Genomic DNA, 11230 nt, shown 5'->3' on the forward strand with positions numbered 1-11230 from the left:
TGCAGGGGCTTATACCTGCCGGACCTTCGCCAACAGCGCCACACCCTCGCTCCATTCCACCTCATGCGGCGAGCGCTTGCTCCGGGCGGCGATGCTGGCCACGGCCCCGGCGGCTTCGCCCATGGCGACGGCGTTGCCCGTCACACGATAGCTGGCGTGCGCGATGAAGTCGCCGCTGATGCAGCGGCCAGCCATCATCAGGCCATCGACATCCCTGGCGATGAGGGCGCGCAGTGGGATGTCGTAGGGTTTCGTCTTAAAACCGCCGTGCGAGATGGTCTCCTTGTCGTTGGTGGTCGAATCGGCGGCATGGATATCCGCGCCGAAGGTCACCCGCGCCACAGCGTCGTCGTAACGCGAGCCTTCGAGAAGGTCTTCCTTCGTCATCGTGTAACGCCCGTGAATGCGTCGGCCATCGCGCACGCCGATCTGCTCGGCGGTGGCAGCGATCTGGATGCCTTCCCAGACGCCACCGAGCGAGCGCAAGCCGCGCATCACCTTGAAGACCTCCGCGCGCGAACGCATCGTCGCCTCGGTGATCGCCACGGAGTCGAAGGCCTTGATGCCGTACTCGTGATTGATCATGAGCATCACGAGATTGTCGCGCACCTGGAAGAGGGTCGGGTTGCCGTAGGAGGTCTTGAGCCCGGCGCGGGCCAACTCGGCCTTGAAGGCCTCGACCGCGGGAATGTGCCGGGTGGAGTCGTGATAGAAGGAGGTGAAGTTACCCAGCGCCGCGGCGTCTTTCACCACGGCGAGCGCGTTGAGGGTCATCGGCTGGCAGGGACAATCGCGCGACTGCCCGGTGTCCCAGCCGCAACCGGCCAGCGCGCCGAGATCGCCGTCGCCAGTGGTGTCGATGAAGACTGGTGCGCGCCATGCTTCCCGGCCGGATTTGGATTCCGTGACGATCGTCGTGAGCCGTCGTCCGTCGCGATACGCCGCCACCACGCGGGTATGGAGCTGGCATTTCACTTTGGCGGCCAGACACAATTCCTCGAGGAGGATTTTCATCTCCTCCGGCTCGTAGACGAAATTATCCTCGCGCGTGCTGCGCCGAGCGCCACGCTCGTCGAGCCGATTCTTCAGCTCCGCAGTGATCCCCGGTTTATTGAAATCGAAAATGTAAGTGAGAAGCCCCGCCGTCCACACACCGCCCAGACAGCCATGCACCTCCAACAACCGCACCCGCGCCCCCGCCCGTGCCGCGGTGATCGCCGCCGCAATCCCCGCCGGACCCGCTCCGCAGACAATGACGTCCGCATCGTCACGCGCCGTGAGTTCCCGCGCCGGTTCGCTGAACATGCCCGGTGCCGCAGTGGCCTCGGCGCCCGCTGCCAATCGCGGCGCTACCAAGGCGCCTGCCAGCGCGGTATTCAGGAATGCGCGACGGGTGAAATCGTTGCCGGAGGAGAATGGCGAAGAAGGCATACCCCTAATAAGTGCTCAAATTCGTAAAATTGGACATTTCAGTTCACAGCCGATTCCCCTCCAATTCGCGCGAGACATCACCTCACCGTCGATCTCGTTTTCACTCTCGTTCCCAAAGTTCGCTAACTTTGGGAACGAGGGAACGAGGGAATCTGTGCAATCCGCGGTCCTTTTTCCTCCACAATCGGAAGGAATCTCGCTTCACATTGAGCGGAAACCGAAGGCGCCAATCGCCTGCCCGTCCTATGCGTGTTCTCTCGTTGCTTCTAATGCTGATCCTGGCCGCTCATGCATCCGCGAAAAATCCTTATCCAATACACGATGACGCACAGGATCTTCGAAAGCTACTGGGTTCTGATTGGTTAGTGGTCGAGGCTGAGGACTTCATTCGGATTGAGTCCGTATTCAAAGTCCATATGGTCGGCGTGATGTCGCGACCGGCTATTGCTCCTCCTGATTTCGCAGACACGGTGACCGAGCAAGCATTGGAAAAGGAAGGTCCGGCCCAAAATTATGTGATCACGCTTAAATACTCCCTACCACTTGCCGACGCAGAGTATGAAGCGCGGCTGAAGGAGCGAACAGACGCGATCAATATCTTGCGTCGTGGAACGAAGACCAAAACGGATTTCGACAATGCCACGGACAAGCTCAAAACATTGCAGGTCCCGCGCTATCGCCATGGCGATTACGATGTCTGTCGAACGTTGCCAGATTCAGTTTACTCGCAAATCTATCCACCAGAAGCTTTCCGCAAAGTAGCGGCGGCAAAGGCCTTGATCGATGTCAAAGAGGGCTTTTACCCCTACGACGACCTTTAGCCGCCACGCGGTAACCAGAGCAGCAAACGTCGCTCCGCGACGAGGCGCTGGCGAAGCTTCCGTGGACTGAAGTCCACGGCTACAGGCAAGGATCGCTCCGCGATACGAGGAGCCGTCCACTAACTGAATCCTTCCGTGAGATCGGCTCAGCCTAATTCTGCGACCCGTTCCCATCGGGCGCGCTGCTCGTCGGCGGGAGGCCCACGTCGGGACGTGGGAATTCGTTGAGTTTGGCGCGGATGATTTCCGCGCGGAGGCTGTCGCGCTCGTCGGCGGCGAGCTTTTGCTGGGTACCCTTTTGCAAATGCGCGGGCTGGGTTTCCATGAACAGCTCGTCGATGGGCTGGCGGCAACCCTCGGGAAAGAAGCCGAGGTCGATGCCGAGCTTCATGAAGGAAAGCAGGTTGAGCGCTTCCTTCGAGTTCATGGAATAGGCGTGGCGCAGGATGCCGTAGCCGCGGCCGATGTGGTCGAGGAGCGTGTTCGGCTTTTTCTGCAAGAGCATCTGCCGGGCGTTCTGCTCGTGCTCAATGATTTGCTCGATGACCTTATGCAGCCGGGCGATGATGTCTTCCTCCTTCTCGCCGAGGGTGGTTTGGTTGGAGACCTGGAAAAGATTGCCGAGCGCTTCAGTGCCTTCGCCGTAGAGACCGCGCACGGCGAGACCGATCTTATTCACGGCCTGGATGACCTGATTGATCTGCTCGCTCATGACGAGCGCGGGCAGGTGGACCATGGCCGAGGCGCGCATGCCGGTGCCGACGTTCGTGGGGCAGGCGGTGAGGTAGCCGAGCTTCGGGTGGAAGGCGTAGTCGAGCCGCTCCTCCAGCGCGGAGTCCACTTTGTCGATCATCTTGAAGACGCTCTTGAGTTGCAGGCCGGCGCGGATGGCCTGCATGCGGAGGTGGTCCTCCTCGTTGATCATGATCGAGAGGGTCTGCCGGCGATTCATCACCACGGCGGACCCGACGCCTTTCGCGGCGTGTTCGCGGGAGATGAGATGACGCTCGACGAGGACTTGCTTCTCCAGCGCGGAGAGATCCTGCGAGTAGACGCTGAAGGCGTCGTTCATCTCGGTGAGGGCCTCGACCTGGGGCTTGATAGCCTCGAGGATTTGCAGGCGCTCGTGCTTTTTCGCCCAGCCGGGAAAGGCAAAGCTCTTCAGGTTGCGGGCGAGGCGCACGCGGCTACTAACGACGATCTGGTGATGCGGGCCTTCGCCGCGCAGCCATTCGCCGGTGTTATTGAGGATATTGTGGATGGCCATCGCGTTCTCTTCTTAGTCCACGTCGAGGTGGCGAATCTGGTCCCGGAGGGTGGCGGCGGACTCGTAATCCTCGGACGCCACAGCCTTCTTCAGGTCGCGCTGCAGGGTTTTCAGCTGGACCTCGCGCTCGATGCTCTTGGCCAGGCGCGCGGGCACTTTTCCGACATGATCGGTGCCCTTGTGCATGCCCTTCAGCAACGCCGCAAGGCCATCGGCGAAAGTGGTGTAACAGGTGGCGCAACCGAGGCGCCCGGTCTTCTTGAAATCGGCCTGACTGAAGCCGCAGGCGGGGCATTTCTGCACCGTGCCGCCACGCTCCATCTCCTGCGCGGCACCGAGGCCGAGCAACAGATCCGCGAGGGCGAAACCAGTCGGATCGGTCACGCCTTTTTCCTTCGAGCAAGCCTCGCAGAGATTCACCTTCTGCATCTTTCCGTCCACGATCTGCGTGAGGAAAACGGTGGCTTGATTCGTTTTGCAAACGTCGCAATGCATGATGGCAGGATTCTATCTAATCAATCGTTGTTTTCGAGGCTGGCGTCAACTTGCGGAAGGTACGGATTCCCGGAGGGACGCGCCGTCTCGACGGGCTCGAGGCCCCGAGCTTGCCGAGGGGCTCCTGCGCATTCCCTGATTTCTGCATCCGGCAGCACTTGCGAAAGAGCGAAAGAAGCGGGAGCGCATCCCTCCGGTGCTTCAGGCATAGATGGGCGTGCCTGTGCTTTGGGCTACCTCGCGGAAACGGGCAATGATCTTGTTCGTGATCGATCCCGGCTTGCCGTCGCCGATGACGCGGTTGTCGAGCTTCACGGCCGCGATGACTTCCGCCGCCGTGCCCGTGAGGAAAAGCTCGTCCGCCGTGTAGAGGTCGTAGCGGGTCATCTGCTGCACGTTCACCTTGAAGCCGAGTTCCGTGGCGATGTCGAGCACGGCCTGCCAGGTGATGCCGCGCAAAGAACCGGCATAGATCGGCGGGGTGTAAATCTCCCCCCGCTTCACGACGAAAATGTTGTCGCCCGTGCACTCGGCCACGTAGCCCTCTTCGTTCAGCATCAGACCCTCGTCGGCCTTGGCGATGTTCGCCTCGATCTTGGCCATGATGTTGTTGAGGTAGTTGAGCGATTTCACCGCGGGGCTGAGCGCAGCCGGGGCCATGCGGCGGGTGGCGCAGGTCACCACGGTCATGCCGCGTTCATAGGCCTCCGGTGGGTAGAGCTGGATGGTGGCGGCGATGATGATGACCGAGGCCTTCGGGCAACGGTCCGGGCTGAGGCCGAGGTTGCCCTTGCCGCGCGTCACGAGCAGGCGGATATAGCCGTCCTTCAGACCATTTTTGCGAATCGTCTCCAGTGTGGCCGCTTCCATCTCCGCGATGGTCATGGGGATGGTGAGCATGATCGCCCGGGCGGAATCCCACAGGCGCTCCAGATGCTCGGTCAGCTTGAAGACCCGGCCATTGTAAAAGCGAATGCCCTCAAAAATGCCGTCGCCGTAAAGGAGACCGTGGTCGAAGACGGACACCTTCGCCTCGGGTTCGGGGTAGAATTGACCGTCGATGTAGATCTGGAGTTCTTGCTGCATGGAGAAAGGGGGGCAACGTGCCAGCGTACCGCGCCGAATTCAAGCTACCAACAGGCCGTCTTGAATTTCGAGGCGCCGGTCGCCCCGGGTAGCAAGGTGGGCATCGTGTGTCACCACCACCAGCGTCTTGCCGCGCTGGCGCACCAAGCCGAGGAGCAATTCGACGATCCCCTCCCCGGTCTTCGAGTCGAGGTTGCCGGTCGGCTCGTCGGCGAAAATGATGCTCGGATCATTGATGAGCGCGCGGGCGATGGCCACGCGCTGCTGTTCGCCGCCGGAGAGCTCGGCGGGCAGATGGTGAAAGCGCTCGGCCAGGCCGACGTCGGAGAGGGCCTGTTCAGCGGCTGCGCGCTGGATCTTGCGGCCGATCATGGAAGGCATCATGGCATTTTCCAGCGCGGTGAGTTCCGGGAGTAGGAAGTAGCCTTGGAAAACGAAGCCGATCCGCTCATTGCGGATGCGGGCCTGCGTGGCCTCGCCGCCTTCGTAAAGACGGGTGCCTTCAAATTCCACCGTGCCGGATTCCGGCCGTTCCAGGCCGGCGAGAGTATAGAGCAGCGTCGTCTTTCCCGCCCCCGACGCTCCGCAAAGGAAAACCGCCTCGCCCTTCTGGATCTCCGCGCTGATCCCCCGCAGCACGTCGATCTTGCGCTTGCCGAGATCGAAGGAGCGACGCAAGTCGCGGGCGACCAGATGGGGAGTAGTTGAGGGTTGAGAGTTGAGAGTTGAGAGAGACACTGTTTGCGAAAGCGTTTTGGAAGGTGAGTGGGTGGCTATCAACTATCAACCATCAACTATCAACTCTTCCGCAATTGCCTTACCGCTTCATAAAGCACGATGCCCACCGAAGTCGCCAGATTCAGGCTGCGCGTCTGCGGGGTCATCGGAATAGTGAGGCAGCGGTCCCGATTGCTCTCCAACAGCGGTTCGGGCAGGCCCTTGGTCTCGCGGCCGAAGACGAGGAAATCGCCGTCGCGGAACTGTTCGTCCCAGTAAGGACGCTGGACCTTGGTCGTGAGGTAAAAGTAGCGCGCGTCGGCCGACTGGGCGGCCTGCAGTTCGGCGTAAGACTCCCAGACACTCACCCGCACATCTTTCCAATAATCCAGACCGGCACGTTTTAACTCCTTGTCACTGAGGGAGAAACCCAGTGGTTTCACCAAGTGTAAATGCGTATCCGTAGCCAGGCAAAGCCGTCCGATATTGCCGGTATTGGGAGGGATTTCAGGTTCGACGAGGACAACGTGGAGCACAGAGAGAAGGATGAAGGCGGAAGGATGAAGGATGAAGAGAAATATGCCGCCTCCAGCGGACTTCCTGCTTCAGAGAGAGCGAAACGGAGGCAACGCCCTGAAAAGGCCATCCGGCGTATCCATCGGGCCCCTGCTTTCTTCATCCTTCATCCTTCCGCCTTCACCCTTTCTTCCGTTGCACGCCCCCACGATTGCGTGCTAGATGCCCTGTTACCCCGTGCGTTATCTCAAAGTCACTCTCATCATCGGCTTACTTGTGGCCGTGCTGGTCATCTGCCTTTATGAGGGCACCCTGTTCGTGCCGAGCGACGTCGCGCTGGCGAATCTCACCATGCAGGGCTACATCCCGGCTTGGAACCGGGCGCTCCAGTATCCGTTGTTCATCTTCTTCGCCCTGGCCATTGCGTGGACGACCATCGATATTCCGCGCAATTCCCTGAAAGCCGTCGTCGCCGCCGGCGCGCTCCTGCAGCTCGTGAGCATGGTCTGGGTTCTGCGGCTCTTCAGCATTTTCTTTTCACCCTTCCCCAGCCTGGTGGCCATCGCGCTGAGCTTCGCCGCGGGCATCATGTATTCGCGCAGTGAGGTGGGCAGCCGCAAGCGGGTGATGCGCCAGATCCTCGGCGACCGCGTCTCGACGAAGACCTTCTACGCGCTGCTCAATTCCTCAGAGCCGCTCAATCTGGAGGGCGAACGCCGCGACATCAGCGTGCTCGTTTGCGAGATCTTCAATCACGACGAACTCGAGGCCGCCCTCACCGCGCCCGATTACGTGGCGCTGACCAATTCCTTCCGGCGCAATGCCGCGGACTTCCTCGTGGAACGCGGCGGCTATCTCGATGAGTGCGACGGCGAGAGCCTGCGCGTGGTTTTTGGAGCACCGCTGGCCAATCCCGACCACGCCCGTGACGCTTGCGAAGCCGCCCTCGCCCTCACCGAGCGACTCGATGAAGTGAACGCCGAGTGCCACGGCGTGTGGAAGCAGATGTTCGACTTCCGCATCGGCGTGAACTCCGGCGAGATGGTCATCGCCGCCTATGGCTCGAATCGCCTCGGCACCTTCAGCGTGGCCGGCGAACCGGTGGAATTCGCGCGCCGTCTCTGCCGCGCCAATCTCATCTACGGCTCCCGCATTTTGCTGAGCACGAATAGTTTTCAAGCCTCCGAATCCGCGATCGAAGTGCGCCCCATGGAACTCATCCAGCGCTACGAGGATGGCGGCCGCGAGGAAATCTACGAACTGCTCGCCCTGAAGGACGTGCTGTCCTTCGAAGACCTCGAGCGGCGCGATCTTTTCTGGCAGGGCGTCATCTACTACCGCGAACAGCTTTGGGACGACGCGCTCGGCATGTTCCATAGCGCCCGCAGCTCCAGCGGCGCGGATGGTCCGGTCGAATTCTACATCCGCCGCATCGAACAACTCCGCGCCGGCACCCCCGCGCTCGATTGGAGCAACTCGAGACTGTGATTGGGACGTTGAGAGTTGAGGGTTGAGAGTTGAGAGCCATCGTTCGTGAATCCGTACTTTCTCACCATTCGGTATCGCTGTTTTGAATCGTTGATCGGTGACCCGCTTTCGCAGGCAATGACGCGGCTCTCAACTCTCAACCCTCAACTCTCAACATCCCCATGAAGCGTATCGCCTATCCCGCCGCGATCCAGGCCCTCATCGGGGAGCTCAAGCGCCTGCCCGGCATCGGGCCGCGCAGTGCGGAGCGGATTGCGCTCTGGATGCTGCAGTCGCGGGATGCCCGGCCGCTGGAAGTCTCGCGGGTGATTCGCGAGGTGCAGGAGAGCATTCATGCCTGCCCGCGCTGTGGGTTCTTCACCACCGATACTCTTTGCGAAATCTGCGCCGATACCACGCGCGATGCAGCGCAAATCTGCGTCGTCGAGCAGCCCACCGATATCCTGCCATTGGAACGGACAGGCGTCTTCCTCGGGCGCTATCATGCGCTCGGGGGCCGGATCTCACCACTCGATCACGTCGGTCCGGAGGAATTGCGGATCGACGCACTCATCGAGCGCATCAAGGCGGAAGCGCCCTCGGAAATCATCCTCGCTCTCGGCTCGGATGTAGAGGGTGAAGCGACTGCCAACTACCTCGCCACCCTGCTGCGTGAGCTGCCCGTGACCGTCACCCGCCTCGCGCAAGGCTTGCCGGCCGGCGGCGGCCTCGAACAAGCCGACGAACTCACGCTGAGCCGTGCCTTGGCCGGGCGGACGGCGGTCAAAGGCTAGGTGGCACCACTGGAAGTGTAGTGGCCACGGCATCTGCCGCTGATCCTCCAACGCAAGCGGAAGGATGTTGCTGCCACATTGCATCCTATGATGCGAATAATCGATTCCGCCTAAAATAAGGCATCCCTTCGCCTGTTCGCGGTCGTAAAAGCTCGCAGAAATGAGCACCGCCATTCACTGGTTCCGCCGCGACTTGCGCATTACGGACAACACCGCCCTCGCCGCGGCCGCCGCGGCGCACGATCAGGTCGTGCCCGTCTACATCGTCAGCGAATGGAAGGCCGAGCACCGCTGGTGCGGAGCGCCCCGCCAGGCCTTTCTCTGCGGCTGCCTGGATTCGCTGGCCAGGAACCTCGAAGCAAAAGGTGGCCGACTCATCATCCGACAGGGCCGCGCGGATGCCGTGCTGAAAAAGCTCGTGCAGCAAACTGAAGCCGAGGCCATCTACTTCAATCGCGATCCCGATCCCTTTGGTCGCGCGATGGAAGAACGCCTCACCAAAATCGCGCGCGATCTCGGCATTCGCCTCCACCCGTACAAGGACATCGCGCTGCACGAGCGCAACGAAGTCCTGACCGGTGGCGGCTCGCCGTTCAAAGTCTTCACCCCTTACGCCAAGGCCTGGCTCAAGCTCGACAAGCCGGAACCAACCCGCGCCATTTCCAAGCTCTCCACTCCGCCTCACATCGCGAGCGATCCCCTGCCCACGCTCCACACGTGGAAGCTCGTGGGCGAGGCTGCCATCCTCGAACCCGGCGAAGCCGCCGCGCGCAAACGCCTCGGCTGCTTCCTCGATGGCCCGATCTTCCATTACCAAACCAGGCGCGATCTCCCTGCGGAAGAAGGCACTTCGCGGCTCTCACAAGACTTGCGTCACGGCACGCTCTCGATCCGCGAGGTCTACGCCAAATGCGCTCGCGCCGCGGAAAAGGCGCCCGCGGCGCACCAGCGCAACATCGGCATTTTCATCAACGAACTCATCTGGCGCGAATTTTACCTGCAGGTGCTCTGGCATTGGCCGCAGGTACTCGATCACGAATTCCAGGAAGACTGTCGGCGCCTGAAATGGCGCGATTACTGGCGGCCGGAGAAAAAGGACGGCGGCCAGGATTACCAACGCTGGTGCCGCGGCGAAACGGGTTTCCCCATCGTGGATGCCGGCATGCGCCAACTCGCCGCCACGGGTTTCATGCACAATCGCGTGCGCATGATCGTGGCCATGTTTCTCACCAAGGACCTGCACGTCTGGTGGATGCACGGCGAGAGCTGGTTCATGCGCCACCTCGTGGACGGCGAGATCGCCAGCAACAACGGCGGCTGGCAATGGAGTGCCAGCACCGGCACCGATGCCGCGCCGTATTTCCGCATCCAGAATCCGTGGTCGCAGTCGAAGCGCTTCGACCCCGAAGGCGCCTACATCAAACGCTGGGTGCCCGAATTGCGCGACGTCCCGGCGGGGCAGCTCTGCGCGCCGCCGAAGGAGGGTGAAGCGCTGGCCAGGGACTACCCGCTTCCCATGGTCGACCACGCCCGCGAGCGCGACGTTGCCTTGGAAATGTTCCGGTAAACCACATACAACCGTTCCCGCCTTGCAACACGCCCCGCAAACTGCATAGCGTGCGCCGATGAAGCAATTTTGCCCGCTCGCTCTCGCCATTCTTTTTGCCGGTTGCGCGATCACGCCGCAGGACCGGGAAGCCTCCCACCAGCGCCAACTCGAAAAAGAGGCTCGGGCCAACTTCATCGCTTTAAAGTCGCAGGAACATCCCGGTCAGGCCGTCGTCCTGCATGACGAAGCCGCCGCCACCACCGCGGCTACCGCACCGCGTCCACGGGCGAGCCTGCAACCGACATCGCACTTCGTGCCCACGACTTACGTCCCCCCCGCCCCGGCGCACCGCGCCTCGCGCCAGGACGACACCGTCTACTACTGGCAGGTGCAGGCTACACACCGGCGCACCACTCCGCGCCAGCAAGCCGCCGAGGCCAGATATGCCCGCGAACTGGCCAAGCGCCCAGAGGATCTGACGCCCGAAGAACGGACCTGGGCCGACGAGCATTATTGAGCTTCCGTCCGGCTGAGCCGGCAGTGGTTTGAACATTCCGACCGCGAAGAAATATTGGCCCGCGCGCCGCAAGTCGCTATGCACTGCGCGCCATGTTTTTACCCCTCGCGGTCCTCTCCCCTAGCGCGCTGCTGCTCGTCGCAGCCATCGCGATCGTCGCTCTCGTCCTGCTCATCGCGAAATTCAAGCTCAACGCGATCATCTCCATTACCATCGTTTCGCTGCTCCTGGGACTGGCCGCAGGCATGGAACCCAAGCACGTGGTCGATGGCGCAGTTGGCCATGATCATCGGCCTCGGCACGATGCTGGGCAAGATGCTCGCCGAATCAGGTGGCGCCACCGTAGTCGCTTCGGGAATCACTCGTTTCTTTGGTACAGAACGAGTCGACTACGCAATGATGGTGGCGGCCTTCATCATTGGCGTTTCGGTGTTCTTCCAAGTTGGGTTACTCCTGCTCGGCCCGATTGCCTTTGCCCTCGCTCGCGAGACCAAGACTCCCATTCTGCGGATCGGCCTTCCGCTGGCCGCCGGGTTATCGACGGCCCACGGGCTCATTCCCTCCGCATCC

12 protein-coding genes and 1 pseudogene are annotated in these 11230 nt (G+C 61.5%); 7 read left to right on the forward strand and 6 right to left on the reverse strand.

Annotated features, from left to right (window positions below; genetic code table 11):
* Window positions 1-9: 9 nt before the first annotated feature.
* Complete coding sequence (locus CFE428DRAFT_RS16620; protein WP_006980763.1) at window positions 10-1431, reverse strand: FAD-dependent oxidoreductase; 1422 nt, start codon at window positions 1429-1431, stop codon at window positions 10-12.
* A 269-nt stretch (window positions 1432-1700) separates the two neighbouring features.
* Between CFE428DRAFT_RS16620 and CFE428DRAFT_RS16625 the strand changes: the two genes are divergently transcribed.
* Entirely contained in the window at window positions 1701-2252 is a 552-nt protein-coding gene (locus CFE428DRAFT_RS16625; RefSeq protein ID WP_006980764.1) for a hypothetical protein, read from the forward strand.
* 151 nt (window positions 2253-2403) lie between these two features.
* On the opposite strand, the gene CFE428DRAFT_RS16630 is transcribed toward CFE428DRAFT_RS16625, so the two are convergent.
* The 5 genes from CFE428DRAFT_RS16630 to CFE428DRAFT_RS16650 all read right to left on the reverse strand — a co-directional run bounded on the left by CFE428DRAFT_RS16630 (window position 2404) and on the right by CFE428DRAFT_RS16650 (window position 6353).
* Window positions 2404-3519: a protein arginine kinase gene (locus CFE428DRAFT_RS16630; RefSeq protein WP_006980765.1), complete on the reverse strand. Its 1116-nt coding sequence runs from the start codon at window positions 3517-3519 to the stop codon at window positions 2404-2406.
* A gap of 12 nt (window positions 3520-3531) precedes the next feature.
* Window positions 3532-4014, reverse strand: coding sequence for a UvrB/UvrC motif-containing protein (locus tag CFE428DRAFT_RS16635; RefSeq protein ID WP_006980766.1), 483 nt, complete (start codon window positions 4012-4014; stop codon window positions 3532-3534).
* A 201-nt stretch (window positions 4015-4215) separates the two neighbouring features.
* Window positions 4216-5100, reverse strand: coding sequence for a branched-chain-amino-acid transaminase (gene ilvE / locus CFE428DRAFT_RS16640; RefSeq protein WP_006980767.1), 885 nt, complete (start codon window positions 5098-5100; stop codon window positions 4216-4218).
* 39 nt (window positions 5101-5139) lie between these two features.
* Window positions 5140-5838 carry an ABC transporter ATP-binding protein gene (locus CFE428DRAFT_RS16645; protein ID WP_006980768.1) on the reverse strand — a complete coding sequence of 233 codons (699 nt, stop codon included), beginning with the start codon at window positions 5836-5838 and terminating at the stop codon, window positions 5140-5142.
* A gap of 59 nt (window positions 5839-5897) precedes the next feature.
* Entirely contained in the window at window positions 5898-6353 is a 456-nt protein-coding gene (locus CFE428DRAFT_RS16650) for a tRNA (cytidine(34)-2'-O)-methyltransferase (RefSeq protein ID WP_006980769.1), read from the reverse strand.
* A gap of 217 nt (window positions 6354-6570) precedes the next feature.
* On the opposite strand from CFE428DRAFT_RS16650, the gene CFE428DRAFT_RS16655 reads away from it, so the two are divergent.
* The 6 genes and pseudogenes from CFE428DRAFT_RS16655 to CFE428DRAFT_RS40525 all read left to right on the forward strand — a co-directional run.
* Complete coding sequence (locus tag CFE428DRAFT_RS16655; RefSeq protein ID WP_157447547.1) at window positions 6571-7821, forward strand: adenylate/guanylate cyclase domain-containing protein; 1251 nt, start codon at window positions 6571-6573, stop codon at window positions 7819-7821.
* Between the two features lie 161 nt (window positions 7822-7982).
* The gene (gene recR / locus CFE428DRAFT_RS16660; RefSeq protein WP_006980771.1) at window positions 7983-8594 is read left to right on the forward strand and encodes a recombination mediator RecR; all 612 of its coding nucleotides are present in this window, start codon (window positions 7983-7985) and stop codon (window positions 8592-8594) included.
* Window positions 8595-8754: 160 nt separating this feature from the next.
* The gene (locus CFE428DRAFT_RS16665; RefSeq protein WP_006980772.1) at window positions 8755-10161 is read left to right on the forward strand and encodes a cryptochrome/photolyase family protein; all 1407 of its coding nucleotides are present in this window, start codon (window positions 8755-8757) and stop codon (window positions 10159-10161) included.
* Between the two features lie 58 nt (window positions 10162-10219).
* Complete coding sequence (locus CFE428DRAFT_RS16670) at window positions 10220-10660, forward strand: hypothetical protein (protein WP_006980773.1); 441 nt, start codon at window positions 10220-10222, stop codon at window positions 10658-10660.
* A gap of 92 nt (window positions 10661-10752) precedes the next feature.
* Window positions 10753-10869 (forward strand): annotated as a pseudogene (locus tag CFE428DRAFT_RS41155) (hypothetical protein); the annotation flags it as partial.
* Between the two features lie 58 nt (window positions 10870-10927).
* On the forward strand, window positions 10928-11230 hold a 303-nt coding region (locus CFE428DRAFT_RS40525; RefSeq protein WP_272941120.1), incomplete at its 3' end, for a GntT/GntP/DsdX family permease.

Source organism: Chthoniobacter flavus Ellin428 (genome assembly GCF_000173075.1).
GTDB classification, from domain to species: Bacteria; Verrucomicrobiota; Verrucomicrobiia; order Chthoniobacterales; family Chthoniobacteraceae; genus Chthoniobacter; species Chthoniobacter flavus.

Coding starts and splice junctions, on each gene's coding strand:
- CFE428DRAFT_RS16620 (WP_006980763.1), bottom strand. CDS start 1,431: ATGCCTTCTTCGCCATTCTCCTCCGGCAACGATTTCACCCGTCGCGCA.
- CFE428DRAFT_RS16625 (WP_006980764.1), top strand. CDS start 1,701: ATGCTGATCCTGGCCGCTCATGCATCCGCGAAAAATCCTTATCCAATA.
- CFE428DRAFT_RS16630 (WP_006980765.1), bottom strand. CDS start 3,519: ATGGCCATCCACAATATCCTCAATAACACCGGCGAATGGCTGCGCGGC.
- CFE428DRAFT_RS16635 (WP_006980766.1), bottom strand. CDS start 4,014: ATGCATTGCGACGTTTGCAAAACGAATCAAGCCACCGTTTTCCTCACG.
- ilvE (WP_006980767.1), bottom strand. CDS start 5,100: ATGCAGCAAGAACTCCAGATCTACATCGACGGTCAATTCTACCCCGAA.
- recR (WP_006980771.1), top strand. CDS start 7,983: ATGAAGCGTATCGCCTATCCCGCCGCGATCCAGGCCCTCATCGGGGAG.
- CFE428DRAFT_RS16665 (WP_006980772.1), top strand. CDS start 8,755: ATGAGCACCGCCATTCACTGGTTCCGCCGCGACTTGCGCATTACGGAC.
- CFE428DRAFT_RS16670 (WP_006980773.1), top strand. CDS start 10,220: ATGAAGCAATTTTGCCCGCTCGCTCTCGCCATTCTTTTTGCCGGTTGC.